Here is a 17,397-nt window from a genome sequence, read left to right as displayed (position 1 = left end):
ATTATACCTTAAATATATGAAACCAAAAACCAACCGAATAGAGTCCATTGACATTTTAAGGGGCTTGGTTATGGTAATTATGGCCTTGGACCACGTTAGGGATTATTTTAACTACGGCTCCTTTTTTATTGACCCTACCAATGTGGAAACCACAACGCCCATATTGTTTTTTACACGTTTCATTACCCATTATTGTGCCCCGGTATTTGTTTTTCTTGCCGGGACCTCTGCTTTCCTCTATGGAAGAAACAAAACAAAATCCCAACTCTCCAAATTCTTGCTTACCAGAGGGATTTGGTTAATTTTTATGGAGGTGGTGGTCAACAACTTAATATGGACCTTTGACCTAAGCTATAGTTTTCCCATACTACAGGTTATTTGGGCCATTGGCCTTAGTATGATCTGTTTATCATTTTTGATATATCTACCCTATAAATGGATTCTAGTATTGGGGCTTGTTATTATTGCTGGCCACAATCTATTGGACGGATTGGTGATGCAAGGAAATAGTCCTGAAGCCATTGTATGGTACCTGTTGCATCAGAACCATACCATGGTCCTCGGTCCCGATAAAATGATATTATTCCATTATCCTGTTATTCCTTGGATAGGACTAATGGCACTGGGTTATTGCTTGGGACAGCTATATTTAAAGGACTTTGATGAGGGATTAAGAAGAACATGGTTGTTACGTATGGGCTTGGGAGCCTTGGCCCTATTCTTTGTAATAAGGGGTTTGAATGTCTATGGAGATCTGGTGCCATGGACCGTTCGGGATAGCAGTTCCAAAACCATAATTTCCTTTTTTAATGTTACCAAGTATCCTCCCTCCTTGGCATTTGTTCTAATAACTATTGGTCCTGCCCTACTGTTCCTTAATGTTATTGAAAATGTAAAAAATTCGATCACCAATTTCTTTTTAATTTTTGGAAGAGTTCCCTTCTTCTATTATTTCCTACACGTATTGGTAATCCATACTGCAGCAATTATTGGAATTATAATTTTTGGTGGAAACTGGAAAAATATGATTTTGACCGCCGATGTATTTATGAACGAAACACTGGTCACTTATGGATACCCCCTATGGGTCACCTATATGGTTTGGATAGGGGTAGTACTTGCACTATACCCATGGTGTAAGAAATATATGATCTATAAGATTAATAATAAGGATAAATGGTGGTTGAGTTATTTATAATCCATATACCAGATTAGTTTCAATGATTCCCAAAGGTATTTACTTCAATAAAAACCTTCATTAAATTTCAAAGAAAGAAAAAGGACAAAGCTTAACCCTGTCCTTTCCACAACTAACTAAATCAACTCAAAATCCATCAATATTTTTTATGGTATTTTGTACAGAAGTAAAGGTGCATTATTTCTAGCTACCAACATTCCCTTTTGCTTGTTTCTTCCTAGATGGATATAGGAAGCCGCCCTTACATCCCCTTGGACATATAAACCCGATTGCTGTGCCATGGTAGGCTCAAAAATACCGTCACCCTTCGAAATAAGATAGTGCCCATAACTAGCATCATTTCTAGGGGTTTCCACCTCAGAACCATAAAGATTTCCAAATAGAATTAATTTCATATTTTTTTCCTCGTTATGTTGTAAAGTCAAGATTCTGTTAATCGAGGATATCTGCACAGTGTTCGAAAGCAGAGAAAAACTAAAACGCTTGTTTTCCTCGTTTATCAAAATACTAGTTGCAAAATTTGTAGCTGCCAAGTGACGGGCTTTATCTAATTCCTCGCCGTAAACTTCTCTTAAACTAGCCTTTCCAAAATCTTCATAAGTTTGGAACTTTTTCTTTATAAAGGGCATTTGTCCGGAAGAACATTCCCGCCCCCTTAAAGGATACATTTGCTCTCCTTCATGGTATCCCAAAACAATATCATTAGTGTTATTTTGATCAAAATCGTTTAAATACAAGTGGAATGGTTCCTGTTCTGATGCCTTATATTTATAGTTAAGGCCAAGATTTCCTGCAATTAAATCCATATCCCCGTCATTATCAATATCGGCTGAAGCAAGACTAAACCACCAACCAACATTATTATTTAATCCTAATGGTTCGGATATATTAAAAAATGCATTGTTCTTGCAACTAAACGCCTGAATATTTCCCCATTCCTGGGCAATTATCAGTTCTTCAAATTCATCGTTATCCAAATCCACCCATAGCGCGTCTGTTACCATCCCTAAATCATTTAGCTCGGGGAAAACTTCATCCGTGACATCCTTAAATTCAATGCTACCATTATGGGATATGTTTTTTAACAATAAACTTTTTGAAGGATAGCCATAATTTTGGGGCTGTAATCGTGAACCGATGAATAGATCAAGACTTCCATCCCTATCATAATCCAAAGTTTTCACAACCTGACCACTACCAAGAATTTCCGGAATAGCATCTTCGTTTCTTATAAACTTGCCCTTACCATTATTTTCATAAAAGCGGTCCAAATAATATAAGCTTCCTGCTTCTTTTTCATTTCCCCCACTTACCACATAAAGATCTTGGTCTCCGTCCCCATCCGCATCCAGAAAGATAGCGCCGGTATCCTCCTGGCTTTTGTCCAATTCAAAAGATTCCATGGGTTGGCTCTCAAACATATTATCTGTAGCTTGTAAATACAACACACCTGATTGCCCCATAGCCCCTCCAATGTAAAAATCTTCCAAACCATCATTATTCACATCGGCAACCGCAATACATGGCCCAAATTGGGACATTTTATGGGGCATTAAGGATTCCAAAGAAAAATCATTATAATCATTTTCGTCATGTTTAAAGTTTATGCCATAGTCTTCCGTTATATCCTGAAATGTATAATTTGGCTTATCCTTTTCGAACGTTGCTTTCCCTTCTGGAGCATATTGAATATTAATTTCTTGATTAGCCTTTATATTGGTGAAAATCTGATATTGCCCGTCTGGCCAAACCACTTTTACCGAATCAAGTTTTTTTATATCCCCAAGGCCGAAATGAATAGGTGAAGCCATTGCGGATTGAAAACCTCTTGAGAAATAATTTTCGGCATAAAAGGTTTTATCGTTGGCGTTAACCTCTATTCGGGCTCCAATACCATCAATATTCTTATCTGGACCTTTTAGCACAATTTTTAAAAATGTATTTCTTGATTGATTGTTACGGTACAATTGGGCGAAATCATCTGTATTATTAACTATGATATCCAAGTCCCCATCATTATCAAAATCAGCATAGGCTGCGCCATTGGAATAAGTGGCTGTTTGATTAACGGCCAGTTTGTTAAATTTTAGATCCCCTCCATTGAGATAAAAATAATTTTCTTTTTTTCGTTCTGGTAGCTTGTCCAATAAATCATCCACATGCTTCGCTAAATCTACTTTTCTCCTGCGTAAACCTTCTTGATATTTTTCTTCCAAATAAATTGCAAAATCATTGTTTCTAAAATCCATTTTAATACCGTTGGAAACAAACAAATCCCTATATCCGTCATTATCCATATCCAAAAGCAATGGGGCCCAACTCCAATCTGTACTGGATATCTCTGCTAGTTGCGCTATATCGGAAAAGGCAGGTATGTTTGTATTGGGATAGCTACCATTATTGATCTGTAAGGCATTGTACATATATTGTCGATGAAGACCCAATTTCTCTATATTGTAGAATTGTGCTACGTTCATTCCGCTCATACTGGTCTTTTGGGTATAATTATCCTCCGCCATCATATCAAGTGATATTATGTCCAACAAACCATCATTATTGATATCGGCAATATCATTGCCCATTGAAAATGTAGACATGTGATTAAATGATTTAAGAGAACTTTCTGTAAAAGTCCCATTTTGATTGTTCAAATAAAGGTGATCCTTTTCATAGTAATCATTGCTTACATAAACATCTGGCCAACCGTCATTATTAACATCCCCAACGGCAAGACCTAGGCCAAAACCAAGATTATTGCTGATAATCCCTGCCTTTTGTGAAACATTGACAAACATTCCGTCATCGTTACGATAAAGTTTTTCACCAATCTTATCCGTTGTCCCCTTCATTATATCAGCAGTCTCTTCTATTCCATACATTTCTATATTATGGTTGATCAAGAACATATCCAGATCCCCATCACGGTCATAATCAAAAAAAGAAGCTTGGGTTGAATAATGTGGCAAGTCCAGTCCATATGATTTCGCATCCTCCTCAAAAACAGGAATATTGTCTTTATTCATGCCTTTATTTATCAACAACAGGTTACGTAATGGTTCATCGGCCTCAAATCGACCTGATCTAAGGATGTAAATATCCTTTAAGCCGTCATTGTTGATATCCACAACGGTAACACCTGTAGGAAAACCGCCATTGCCTTGGGCATTGGCAGCTACACTCACGTTTCTGAACTTTAGGTTTCCCAGATTTAAGAATAGCTTATTGGTCCGAAGGTTACTTACAAAATAGACATCTTGAAGTCCATCATTGTTAAAATCGGCCACTGCAACCCCTCCCCCATTATAAAAGTATTCATAGTAAAAGCCGTTCATAGTAGTGGTTTCCTCCAGCTTATTGACAAAATTGAGACCAGTATCCTCCACCCCTAATACGGTGTATAATTCCTGCTCTTCTTCAATAATTTTTCGGGCTCGATCATTTGAACAGGAAAAGAACACCAAACCAATAATAAACAGAACGGTTATAAAAATGATAGTCTGATTTTTTTGCGTCATACCCCAACAAAAATTTTTTTCTTTTGGGCGGTATACACCCAAAATGCAATAGTAATAGTCAGTGTTATAAGCGTACCACCTATATAAGCAACATCATTGGGCAATTGAAAACCTTCCGGGGCAATTAAAATATAGGTACTGCAGACCATTGTCATAAAAATTGCCGGTAATAAGGTAACCCAATAGGCCTTGTTTTCATATATTAAATAAGCGGTTATAGTCCAAAGCACGATCATAGCCAAAGTTTGGTTGCTCCAGGCAAAATATCGCCATATAATTCCAAAATCTATTTGGGTAAGGACAAAGGCGATTACGAAAAGGGGTAGACTAATAAGCAGCCTATTGACTATTTTCTTTTGGTTGGACTTAAATATATCGGACAGTATTAGGCGTGCAGACCTAAATGCGGTATCGCCCGATGTAATTGGCGCAGCAACAATTCCCAATAAGGCCAATACTCCCCCAATTTGGCCGAGCATGTTAAGAGATATCTCATTGGCGGCCCAAGCGGCATTGTTGTTATTGTCTATCATGGCTCCATTTAAACCTTCCACATTTCCAAAAAATGTCATTGCCGCAGCAGCCCATATCAAAGCCACAATCCCCTCCGTGACCATGGTGCCGTAAAAAATCTTTCTTCCAAGTGTTTCATTTTTCATGCAACGTGCCATGAGCGGAGATTGGGTGGCATGGAATCCGGAAATGGCACCACAGGCAATGGTTATGAACAATATTGGAAACAAAGGGGTTGCCTCTGGATCGCTGGTCATATTTCTTAAATTCGCCGGAACCAGTTCGGGAATATTGTAGTCCCCAAAAAAAAGTGCAATTACCAAACCTATGGCCATTAGCAACATGGCTACTCCAAAAATGGGGTAAAGTTTACTTATTAATTTATCTATAGGTAGTAATGTGGATAGCACGTAATAAACCAAAATAATGGCCACCCAAATCCATACGCTCCAGATGTTTCCAGTCATTCCATCAATTATTTTAGCCGGACCTACCAAGAAAACGGTCCCCACAAAAATTAACAGGACCACTGAAAAAAGGCGCATGAACTGTTTTGCTGTAGGTCCTAAATAAATACCGACCACTTCACTAATACTCAATCCATCGTGCCTAATGGACAACATTCCTGAAAAGTAGTCGTGCACCGCACCTGCAAAGATGCTTCCCAATACGATCCACAAAAAAGCGGCAGGCCCGAACATAGCCCCTGCAATGGCGCCAAAAATGGGTCCCAAGCCTGCTATATTCAAAAATTGGATCAGAAAGACCTTCCATGTGGGCAATGTCATAAAATCAACATCGTCCCTAAGCCTTACTGCTGGTGTTTCCCTATCCTTGTCCACTCCAAATATCCTTTCCATCAATTTCCCGTAAGTAAAATAACCAAGTATTAAAGCTCCAATAGACAATAAGAATGATATCATTTCAATAATGTTATAATTACAAATTCAATTTTTTCCAAATCAATCACCTCTACCCAATTATTCCAAATCCTCCAAAAATTCTGTTACGATATAGCCGTATGTGTGGTTACCGGACTCGGCAAACCGCAAAAGTTGGGCGTTAATTTCAGGGCTCGTCGATACATTTTTTTCAATGGCCTCGAGATATAATTTCAACTGATTTTTGGTCATTAGCTCCAAATTTCTACCCAATGACACCAAAACATTGACAGGAGCTTCATGAATATGATTCAGCAACAAACTTCTAGTATTAATATCAACCTCAGCAAAGCTCTCCCAGAAAGGGATTTGGAGATCTTCGGTTTGCCAGAACAATTTAGGAAGATTTTGCACAATATAAGTACGTACCAAAGGAATACTTTCCCCGAAAATTTGTGCTATTCGGTCCTTATATTCCAAGAATTCAGATTCACTCAAGGAATTAAGGGCATACATTTGATAATCCTGTTCATTACTCATGAGCATATAACGCTTTAATTCATTATCGAACAAGGCGGCAGTATACTCCTGAAGCTCTTCCTTAATGGGGCCATGGGCAATATTCCAGGCTACATAACAAGAATAAAGCGCCCCATCTACCACTGATTCCTTAACCTCCGTTATCGTTGCACCCGCTATGGCATCGGCACCATCAATATCCGACTCTTTTGGCTTTGAAACCAACTCATCGATTTTCCTTCTTTTTAGAATTGAATTGTCATCCAACAATAACTGGTGTAATTTTTCATAATCCTGATCCACAAATTCCACATGATCATGTTTTGTCAATGATTGGCCTTCTACCTTATCATAACCAACATAGGATCCTAATAAATTCCAATAAAGTGTAAGATACATCAACCTACACTCGCCATCCGCACAAACTGGGGTACAAATATCAGCCGTATAGAGAACTGGTCTTTGCAGATCGGTTACGAGCATATCAACATTTTGATTGCCCATGGTCTCCACCTCAATAAAATAAGAAGTTGGCTTATTGTACAATGCAATGCCATCTTGCCATTCCATGGCATAGTACTCCGGCTTTTTTGTCAAGGCCCTCTTTTGCCCATCAATATTGTAGTTCCTGATCATTTTTTGGGTCGGCATAAGACTCAATCCGCAAATTAATATGATGACAATTAATATTTTCATGATAATTTACTTACTCCTTTAATGACTTGGGATTAGCTTCATGTATCTTTTATAGATCACCCCTACTATTTCTTGGAATCTGGAATAGGGGTATATTTTTGTTTTTCAATAAGGTCCATGTATTCGTTCAAATAACCTGTATATATATCCCTTGGGCTTACATCGTACTTTTTACATAGTGATGCCGCAAAACCAACGGCTGCCCCCATTTGTCCTGTTGTCCTCATTACCCTTGGCCCACCTAGACCAACATGGGAAGTACTGAAATTTCTACCGGCCATAAATAAATTATTAATATTCTTTGAATACAAACTTCGGTAAGGGATATAATATTTAGGGGTCTTGTAAAAAAGTGCTTCAGAAATAAAATCGGGATTTTTTTCATCCTCCAACACCGTCTGATAATGCACGTCCACTTCCCTAGTCTCTTCCACCACTCCATCTGTAAAAGTTCTACCCGTTTTGGCATCGTTCAATGTAAAAATATAGTCCCCTACCAATCTTCGGGATTCACGCTTGCCTACCAAATAAGATACCCACTCCAATTTTCGATTGGCGTTTTCAGGCTGTTTCTTGGCATTAGCAAAAGAACCGTAAATAGCCCGGAGCATATGATCGCGAATTTCCTCGGCGTCATCTATTTGATGAAGATCATTACGACTAAACTCCCACTGCCATTCCCCTTTGACCTTGGCATAATCCCTAGCCACAGGCATTGCCCAAGGTACTTCTGGAAATTGGGCCACTTGTTCTGCCTCATAGGAACGCCAAAGTACCGAAGAACCCATCACTGCATTATCTGGCTGTTTTGGACTCCATAATTCCCCATGCTCCTTCCATTCTTCCCCGTATTTATCCACACTTTCACGGCCATAAGAAAATTCTGCTCCGGCCCAAAAACCTATCCAACCATCTCCAGTTGAATCTACAAAAAGTGGTGCCTCAAAGCGAATGCGCTCCCCGGTTGCTGTTTGACGAGCATCTACATAATTGATCTTATTTTCAACAGCTTTCGCATCATAGGCCCTCCAATTTAAAAAGAGGGAAATATTCTCATAACTTTTTACACTGTTGTCCCTTTTTATCTGGTCCTTATGAGCTTCCGGGGATCCGTTAGGATAATGCTCCGTATCCAACTTTTTAAGAATTCGTTCAAAATTACCATATATACCCAAGGTATGTACTCTAATTTCACTGCTGGCATTACCTCCCAATACAGGTCGGTCATGAATTAGCGCAACCTGAAGCCCTTCCTCGGCGGCTGCTATAGCCGCTGCGCAACCGGCAATTCCTCCACCTACAACAACTAAATCATACTTCTTGGTAACTTTGGGTGCCACCGGCTCCATAACTACAGTTTTCCTCCAAGTAGCCAACTTTTTCATGGATGAAGGCGGTTCAACATCAGAAGTGGTAAAATAGATGGCATCACATCGACCGTTAAAACCTGTAAGGTCTACAAGTTCCAAAGTATTCTTTTTATTCGTTATCTGGACGGCTCCGGCATATTCCCAACCCCATCCAGAACGGAGGCCCAGTGTATTTTCCAACACCAAGCCATTTACTTTTATTTGAAATCTCCCAGGAGCTTTCCATTCCCCTGGAACCCAATTCTTGGTGCGAACCCAAACCTTATATTCGCCATCCTTCTTAAAATTAACCTCGGTTTTTGCATTTTTCACCGGTTCTCCCATACCATGGGCCAGGAGATAAGAAGAACCCATCTGCTCAATGAATTGCGGGTCAACGACCCATCCCCCCTTGTCGTCAAAACTTTCCGCTTCCAACAGCATATCTTGGGAAATCATATAATTGATACTGAAAAAGCACAAAATCAGAACTAAATATTTCATAAAATTTATTTTAATTGATTTAAAAAAGTTTATTTGTCACGAAAGGCAATAGTATCTCAACTTTCAACTCTATTTCCTCCGTAAATTATACAAAATTTCATCTATACTCCAATTGCGCAGTAGCCTGGCAATCTTTATCGGCAACAATTCTGATCCATCTCGACTGGAAGTTATCCGGAAAAGTATAGTTATACTCTTCACCTCCCTTAACAGTTACCTCCTTATAGGTCATCCAGGGTCCATGCCCTATGGGCTCGACCTCAATTTTGTAAGTAACCGTTTTATTGGATAGATTGGAAATTTTGATACTTTTCTTGTCATAAAATCCTATTAAATAAGGATCACTAGGCTCATCGGCCCTTACCATAGTATCTTTCCATGGCCCCCCTACGCCTACTGGTTTACCCAATTTCCACAAATCATCTATTGTTCCCGCCCATACCTTGGCTTTCCCATCTTTAGATGTGATTACATGTTCATTGTTTCCATTAAAATCATCTTCAATACCGGTTAAAACGAACAGTCCGCGGTACGAGGCATAATCATGAATAAGCATATTATGAGAGGAAACAGGCCGTATTTTTGCAAAACCATCGGCATTCTCCGCAGGCAACTCATAAAAGGTGCCTGAGCAATTTAATAAATCTCGTTCGGTAGAAACCTCACGACATATGCGTAGTGCTCCGTTATCCATCCCCTCACTATATGCGTCATTGCCCTTGGGCAATCTCCAACGTCTCCCCTGATCATCTACTATTAAAACAGAAGCGGCGTCAGTTGTTACTACGTTTTTGGGTATGGCTACCTTGTCCCTCATTAATTGCACAGTTTTGTCATCCTCTTTTTTAACCAAGTTCAATAATGAATCCAATTCATAGAATCCTGTTTCATGGAATCCCGCAGTGGAGACATTTCCGGCCAATACTCCCAAGGTTCGTCTGTTGTCCCCTAGAGCCCACAAGAGCCCACCAATGGCATTCCTATCCGAAATATCTGCTATTCCTCGGAACATACCATTTGGCTGGCCGTTTCTATTATCCGTATCACCATAAAAAAAATGAACTGTAGCCTTTGTAGCTTTGTTTGGCTTAATGCGTACCCACTCTCCTATTTCGTTATCTTGGAACATTATATGCATAGACTCGCCTGCTGAGGCTTCAACAGTTTTTAGAGAAGTCCAGTTGCCATCACCCTTTTTATCTACTTCAAAATTAAAAGTAACCGTTGAATTACCTTCGTTCTTAATCCAAGCAGATCGTTTTTCCCAACCAGTAAAAAGAAATGGTTCCGATAATTCATTGGCCCTGATTTCTTCGGAAATCCAGACAGCACCTTCAGCGGTATTAGGCCCCAATTCATCTGGCTTATCCAGAGTGGTAAACCAAAGGTTGGAATTGGATTGCCCAGGACCTATTAAACTACCTTTCTGCTTACGGGTATTTAAAAACTCTTTCTCTGCAGAATCGTCACATCCAAAAATCAATTGATCGTTCCATCTAGAAAAATCACCAATTACTTTAAGATAAGATGAACGAGGTCTAATACCAGCAGAATTATTGGCCCTAAAAGTTCCTGGAAAATGCCAGAACATACCATGCATAGTCATTAAGAACTCGGGAGTTTCTTCGGTACCAATATTTCTTATCCTAGGCCATTCGGTATTCCATCCATGTGCCCCATCATAAGAATGACTTGCTTTAGGCAGTCGATAATAATCCCATCCAGTCTTCGGATTTCGAACTCCCACCAGTACTGATTTAAAATCCCATCCCGTGGCCCATATGGGATCATTTTCCGGATCTTTATTTCCGTAAATACCCCCGGGTCCTGTAACCTCTACAAATTGATTTCTACGAACTACCTTCCAATCCTTCCCGTCCCATTCCGACAATGAACCGGATTCCACATCAAATTTCCCTAAGGCAGCATGATTAGCCTCCCCATTGTTGCTATAAACCATAACTCCCTGGCCTGAATACAAGCCCTTTCCATGGGCGCCTGGCAATAACGGACCAAATTGCGCCATATCCTTGGCCTTGCGCAATGCATTGGCATCAGGATAAAGCGTTATTGGATCCAATGTATTTACATCAACCTCATAAAACCCTTCCTCCATGGTAGCATAGTATATCTTTCCGGTTGGATCTGTAAGATGTCTGGCATTACCTGTATGTCTACCTGGCATCTCTTCGTAGGGAATAGCCGTTACTTTGCCGTCATCCCCGTTTATGGCGTATGGTCCTATAAATAGTTTATTACTTTCTTGATGTACCATACGGTTGGCAGGGGTTCCACCAATACTTTCTTCCCTGACTTCTTGATCCAGATCCGAATTTATTGCGTACAATTTATCAGATGAACCATTGGGTTGATGAGGGCTATAGGTTATTACCCATAATTTATTGGCCCAGGGTACCACTGCTCCAGTTCCGCATTCACCTCCCAAATTATACATCGCTAAATGTGGGTATATCCCACTAAGTGAAATATATTTATCCGCTTTCTCCTCAGTTCCATTTTCATCTATCTTGTCTTTGCAGGATAGGGTAAAACCAAACAACAGTATACTCACTAGACAAAAGAAATATGTATTTACAGCTTTTATCATTAATTTATTTTTTTTAATGTTGAAATTGCGTGACTAAATTCAATTAATTTATATCTCAAAAAATAAAGGGGTTTAGCAGTTACTCTATTACCAACTTCGACCAAACCTCTTTTTCGAAAAATAAAAAAGAATCCCTGGAAATACTGCTATTCCCAGGGAACACACTATTAATAACCTGTATTTTGGGTTAAATTTGGGTTCAATAAACGCTCGGAAGCAGGTATAGGCCACAAATATTGACGCTCTGGGAAATTAATGGTATTCAGGGACCTACAAAGTCCGGCATTTAACATGGCCGAAAAATCAGGTAAACCATCCTCGTCTACTTCTGGCTTCATACCCCAGAACCATAGTCCTGGGTTTACTACATTGTCCATTAAGGGTCCTGTTGGAGGGACAGTAACATTTCCATCTGTGGCTACATTCAGCATTCCGTAAGAGGTTCCCGTAAGTGCTTTTTCCGCTAGACGCCAGCGTATAAGATCCATATACCGCCTTCCTTCAAAGGCAAGTTCTGCCCGTCTTTCACTTCTAACTTTTCGGCGTAGTTCTTCTTGATCTGTGGTTGTCACCGCAGGATTTGGTATACCTGAATTAGCGTATGCACGATCACGAACTGCATTTATTGCTGCGAGAACACTGGCATCAATCTGATTCAATTCAATTTTTGCCTCCGCATACATCAATAAAACATCCGCATATCTAATGACTATTAAATCCGGGTCTGTTATATAGTCCTTCCAATCCTCATCCACGCCCTTTTTCCATGCCAAACCATTAAAGGCGGCAAAGGCGGCTACAGATTGGGTGTCATTATTTTTTATCAGACTGTTAGAGGCAAAATCCATTACTTCTTTTTTAGTGGGGTTAGGCGTGTATTCCAGGCCCATGAAATTAGAACCATCACTTGGTGTCAATCCATCCCCATCTTCCAATGAACCAAAAGGTACAATGGTCATACTACATCTTGGATCCCTATTCTTAAATGGATTTTGTGGATCAAAAAGTGGAGATTCATCAACTGGCAGACCATCTGTACATTCAAAGGAGGCCAATAGTTCCCATGTGGGTTGTCGTGCACCCCAACCCCCGTGATTTCGTGGCAAATAATCACGAACGTTGTCGTTTCTATTCTCATTTAAATCTGAATTCCTAGGAATATGAAATATGGTTTCCTTAGTATTTTTGGTACTGGAAACAAAAAGTTCCTCAAAATTAGGATAAAGCTCGTATTCCCCTAAATCCATACAATCCTCCGCTGCTTCTGCCGCTATAGCATTATCTCCCATATATAGCGCAATCCTAGCCTTCATGGCATAGGCCGCTCCCTTTGTGGCATACTTTAAACCACCATACGAAACTGGCAAATTAAGGGCTGCATCATCATAATAGACATAAATTCTTTGGAGTATTTCATCCTTATTTGTTCTACCTATCTCAAAAGATTCATCAACCGTAAGTTCCTCTTCATAAAATGGCACATCACCGTAATGGGAAATAAGATAGGACCAGTAAGACGCCCTTAAAAAATTAGCTTCAGCTTTAAATAATTTGGTATCCTCTGCCGAAAGCACATCCTGTGTTTCCAATTTTTCAATTACCACCAATATTCTAGTAATGGCTTTGTACATATTGGACCAATTAGTAGATGCTGTTCCGTATTCCGAGGAAACTGTTCCAGCCTTAATGGCATCAAGAGCATCCCTTCTTTGCCAATCGTCAGTCCAGCCTTCTGGCGATTGATCTACAGGCCAAAAAACCTCTCTATATCCTTCATTTAGTGATTGTCTAAATTGATCCTTATTCTGATACCAACTTCCTGAACTTGCCGCATCCTCCTGCACCAAATCCAACTCAGTACATGAAAATCCCACAAACAGGAATCCAATACTAAAAATTGTTTTATATATATAGTTTTTCATTTTTATAAGTTTAAAAATTAGCTTTTACCCCAATAATAAAGGACTTTGTAATCAAATATCCACTCCCTTGCTCCGGGTCTATCCCTTCCGGCAACTTATCAATGGTAAACAAGTCGTTTCCTGCAACATATAAGCGTAGAGAGGAAAATCCGTTTTCTCCAAATATATCTGAGGGCAAAGTATATCCTAATGTAATGTTCTTGACCCTGAAATAAGAACCTTTGAGCAACCAGTAATCTGAAAAGCTATTATAGTTGTTGCCCACAGCATTTTCTGACAAACGTGGATAAGCTGCATTTAGATTTTGTTCCGTAGTATTATAGACACTCCAATAATTACCCGCATACAGGGTAGATGGCGATTGCCAACTTTCTTGAAATGGCCTGATAAAAATTGGAGCTAGATTAAAGTTTTGTTGACCAACTCCTTGAAAAGCCACTCCTAGATCGAACTTCTTGTATGTCAAATTTAGATTCCCTCCGTATTGATAGCGCGGCAAAGACCCTCCTAAAATGGTCTTATCCAATTCATTGATTATCCCATCAGGTGTGCCGTCCGGACCACTTATATCCTTATATTTAATATCACCAGGCCTTACTGCATTACTGGTCGTAGCCGAATTGTCCACTTCGGCTTGCGTTTGGAATAATCCATCTGATTGGTAACCATACCAAGATCTAAATTCGCTACCTTCCTCAGACAAAATATTCCCATCAAATAAACGTTTCCCGTTTACATCGCCAATTATGGATTTTGAATCAAAAATATTAAAAGAGGTAGTAATCCTTAAATCCCCTATACTTTGACGATAAGTTAGTCCAAGTTCCCAACCCGTCGTATCCATCCCACCTACATTGACCGTAGGATCATCATAACCACTTAATGCCGGTATACTAAGATCCAAAAGCATGTCCCTGGTATCCTTTTTAAAGTAATCTGCGGTTATGGACAATCTGTCATTGAAAAGGTTTAAATCAATACCAAGATCTAATGTTGTAGTGGTTTCCCAAGTTACGTCCTCAATAGCCAAAAACCTCTGGGCGGCAGACCTTACCGCCTCTACATTACCTCCATTGGCGATTAAGGCATTACTAAATTGAAGAACCGATAAATAAAGATAGTTCCCTAATCTATCGTTACCAAGGCTACCATAGGAAGCTCTAAGTTTTAAAAATGAAATAGCCGGATCCAATGATTCCATAAAGTTTTCGTTGGAAACAACCCAACCTCCTGAAAATGAAGGAAATGATCCCCATCTGTAATCTTTACCAAATCTTGAGGAGCCATCTCTTCTAACTGTACCTTGGAGGTAATATTTATTATTATAATTGTAGGCCAACCTTCCGAAATACGAAGAATAGGCATTCTCAGAAACGCTTGTACCACTATCAAAAACCTTGTCGATTGGTGCTTGGTTTAAGAAAGGATAATCACTGCTTACGTATTCATTACCTCGAACACCCAAAGTTTCACTTTGCGATGAAAACTCTTCATAGCCTATTACACCACTAATATTATGATTGCCATAACTTTCATCATAATTGACCAAAGCTTGGGTAGTAATCGTGTTGTCATTTGCCCTTCTTTCAATAAGATAAGTTTGGGTAGAATTGTGACCAGAAATATAATTTGGATTAGCCAATTTGTTCGGGTCATCGAAATCCCAATACGGAATAGATTTATTAAAGAATTTATACTTATTAAATTCAAAATTAGGAGCCAAATTCACCGAAATCTTCAGGGATTCACTGGGTTTATAAAACAAACCAACTTTTCCATAGAACAAATAATTCTCGTTAGTCTGATATCCTCCATGGTGCAATTCGGCATAAACATTATCCCCGGACTTACTTTCGGCAATTCTTCCATCTGCCCACAATGCAGCATAAACCGGTGCTGACTTTATAGCCCTAGCAGTAGGATCCAAAGTTGGCCTGTCATCCTTTGTCAATTTCATTGCAAAATCCAATGTAGCACCAAGTTTATCTGATATTTTTATATCGTTGTTGATCCTTGCATTATATCTTTTCCAGTCCCTATGGGCGTACAAGGCATCTTGATACTCATAACCAAAGGTGGCGTTGGTCTTTACCTTTTCTGACCCCCCACTTATATTAATGTTATGTCTGTAACCCGAGGAAGACTTTCTCAATATTAAATCCCTCCAGTTAGTATCGGGATACTGGTCCGGGTTAATCACATTGTTCGCCGTATAGTTGGAGATTAGTTCCTCTGACCATGTAGGGTATTCATTACCATCATTTCCATTGTCGTTCCAGGCCTTTTCATTATCCATTTGCATATAAGGTATGGCAGCCACCGATTTTCTTGTCTCAGTAGGTGTATTAATAAAATACTCCCCACTATATCCCAGGTTGAAAACCTCACTTTTCCCTCTTTTCGTAGTAATGATAATAACTCCTGCAGCGGCCCTAGAGCCATAAATGGCAGCTGATGCCCCATCTTTAAGTACCGAAATGCTTTCTATTTGATCTGGGTTCACGTCATTAATACTGGATACAGGAACGTCATCCACAAGTATGAGGGGAGAGCTATTGCCCTGTAAAGTGGTTACACCCCTAACCCTAACTTCGTTTCCCGCACCAGGTTCCGAATTGCTCCTCGTAACACTTACACCGGCTACGGAGCCCTGTAAAGCATTGGAGACATTAGTAGTACTTCTTGCTACAATTTCATCGCCGTCAACTACACTGACCGAACCAGTTATATCCTTTTTGGCCTGGGTACCATATCCAACTACTACAACCTCTTCCAGCCCTGAAGAACTTTCTTCCAAACTGACATTTACAACTTCCAATCCATTAACGGGGATTTCCTTTGTCGCAAAACCAATATAGGAAATGGTTAAAACTGCATTCCCATTTTCAACGGTCAAGGTAAAGTTGCCATCAAAATCGGATTGGGTACCATTGGTAGTACCCTTTTCCACAATACTGGCCCCTGGCAAAGGAACTCCTGTATCATCCGTGATAGTCCCAGACATGGAAAAACCCTGTAATTTTGGGTCATTGGTGACTGTTACCGTATGGACCGGCACTACTTTTTTCTTGACCACAACCTGTCTATCGTCAATTTTATAATCAAGATCCGTGTTCGAAAATGCATTATCCAAAATAGTGGCAACATTTGCATTTTTTAATCGAATAGAAATCTTCTTATCCCTGTTCAAAACATCATCCTTATAAAAGAAAACAAACTCACTTTTATTCTGTATTTCCTTAAAGAGCTCTTCAAAAGTTACTCCCGTAACATTAATATCAATCTTGGTTTGAGCATTGGTTAGGTTGGCATACACCGAACTGAGACCGATACATATAAACAATATAAATATCCTCATAATGGTAATTATTCCGCGCCAAAGGGTTTTTTCACCCCACAAGGGAACGCGCTTGAAAATTTTATTCATAATTTTGTTTTTGGTAAGTTAATGCTGCTCTAGTACAGCAATGTTAATTTTTTCACGGCCGGTGGATGGGCAAACATCCTCCGGCTTTTTTTTGTTGGTTTTTTTTTCGAATTTCAGGTTTTTCTCATTGGCGTTTTGTGTTTAGTTGGTTATAGTTATTTTGTTGTCGTCGGTACGTTCATATACCAGGTCAGTGGCCTCTCCAATGGTCCCGATCACTTTTTCTATGTCCTCTTTCAGGTCCAGGTAACCGGAAAAGGTCCCT

Annotated in this window: 8 protein-coding genes; 1 reads left to right on the top strand and 7 read right to left on the bottom strand. The window is 39.6% G+C overall.

Annotated elements, in window-relative coordinates; all coding sequences use genetic code 11:
- Positions 1-16: 16 nt before the first annotated feature.
- Positions 17-1,198 carry an acetyltransferase domain-containing protein gene (locus tag B9Y87_RS21495; RefSeq protein WP_085501006.1) on the top strand — a complete coding sequence of 394 codons (1,182 nt, stop codon included), beginning with the start codon at positions 17-19 and terminating at the stop codon, positions 1,196-1,198.
- 146 nt (positions 1,199-1,344) lie between these two features.
- On the opposite strand, the gene B9Y87_RS21490 is transcribed toward B9Y87_RS21495, so the two are convergent.
- The 7 genes from B9Y87_RS21490 to B9Y87_RS21460 all read right to left on the bottom strand — a co-directional run bounded on the left by B9Y87_RS21490 (position 1,345) and on the right by B9Y87_RS21460 (position 17,132).
- Positions 1,345-4,713, bottom strand: coding sequence for a VCBS repeat-containing protein (locus tag B9Y87_RS21490; RefSeq protein WP_085501005.1), 3,369 nt, complete (start codon positions 4,711-4,713; stop codon positions 1,345-1,347).
- Complete coding sequence (locus B9Y87_RS21485; protein ID WP_085501004.1) at positions 4,710-6,149, bottom strand: carbon starvation CstA family protein; 1,440 nt, start codon at positions 6,147-6,149, stop codon at positions 4,710-4,712. The genes B9Y87_RS21490 and B9Y87_RS21485 overlap by 4 nt, the downstream gene beginning before the upstream one ends.
- A gap of 57 nt (positions 6,150-6,206) precedes the next feature.
- Positions 6,207-7,322 (bottom strand): hypothetical protein, encoded by a 1,116-nt coding sequence (locus B9Y87_RS21480; protein ID WP_139827313.1) that lies wholly within the window; start codon positions 7,320-7,322, stop codon positions 6,207-6,209.
- A gap of 65 nt (positions 7,323-7,387) precedes the next feature.
- Positions 7,388-9,175: an FAD-dependent oxidoreductase gene (locus B9Y87_RS21475; protein ID WP_245808774.1), complete on the bottom strand. Its 1,788-nt coding sequence runs from the start codon at positions 9,173-9,175 to the stop codon at positions 7,388-7,390.
- A gap of 97 nt (positions 9,176-9,272) precedes the next feature.
- Complete coding sequence (locus tag B9Y87_RS21470) at positions 9,273-11,783, bottom strand: hypothetical protein (protein WP_139827312.1); 2,511 nt, start codon at positions 11,781-11,783, stop codon at positions 9,273-9,275.
- A 167-nt stretch (positions 11,784-11,950) separates the two neighbouring features.
- Positions 11,951-13,705: a RagB/SusD family nutrient uptake outer membrane protein gene (locus tag B9Y87_RS21465; protein ID WP_085501001.1), complete on the bottom strand. Its 1,755-nt coding sequence runs from the start codon at positions 13,703-13,705 to the stop codon at positions 11,951-11,953.
- Between the two features lie 10 nt (positions 13,706-13,715).
- Positions 13,716-17,132 (bottom strand): TonB-dependent receptor, encoded by a 3,417-nt coding sequence (locus B9Y87_RS21460; RefSeq protein ID WP_085501000.1) that lies wholly within the window; start codon positions 17,130-17,132, stop codon positions 13,716-13,718.
- Between the last annotated feature and the right edge of the window lie 265 nt (positions 17,133-17,397).

The organism is Arenibacter troitsensis (assembly GCF_900177645.1).
Taxonomy (GTDB): Bacteria; Bacteroidota; Bacteroidia; order Flavobacteriales; family Flavobacteriaceae; genus Arenibacter; species Arenibacter troitsensis.
The sequence above is the reverse complement of the archived record's forward strand: the minus strand, read 5'-3'. Positions and strand labels throughout refer to the sequence as shown.

Excerpts from the sequence above, each read along its gene's own strand:
- B9Y87_RS21495 (WP_085501006.1), top strand. The coding sequence starts at position 17 with ATGAAACCAAAAACCAACCGAATAGAGTCCATTGACATTTTAAGGGGC.
- B9Y87_RS21490 (WP_085501005.1), bottom strand. The coding sequence starts at position 4,713 with ATGACGCAAAAAAATCAGACTATCATTTTTATAACCGTTCTGTTTATT.
- B9Y87_RS21485 (WP_085501004.1), bottom strand. The coding sequence starts at position 6,149 with ATGATATCATTCTTATTGTCTATTGGAGCTTTAATACTTGGTTATTTT.
- B9Y87_RS21480 (WP_139827313.1), bottom strand. The coding sequence starts at position 7,322 with ATGAAAATATTAATTGTCATCATATTAATTTGCGGATTGAGTCTTATG.
- B9Y87_RS21475 (WP_245808774.1), bottom strand. The coding sequence starts at position 9,175 with ATGAAATATTTAGTTCTGATTTTGTGCTTTTTCAGTATCAATTATATG.
- B9Y87_RS21470 (WP_139827312.1), bottom strand. The coding sequence starts at position 11,783 with ATGATAAAAGCTGTAAATACATATTTCTTTTGTCTAGTGAGTATACTG.
- B9Y87_RS21465 (WP_085501001.1), bottom strand. The coding sequence starts at position 13,705 with ATGAAAAACTATATATATAAAACAATTTTTAGTATTGGATTCCTGTTT.
- B9Y87_RS21460 (WP_085501000.1), bottom strand. The coding sequence starts at position 17,132 with ATGAATAAAATTTTCAAGCGCGTTCCCTTGTGGGGTGAAAAAACCCTT.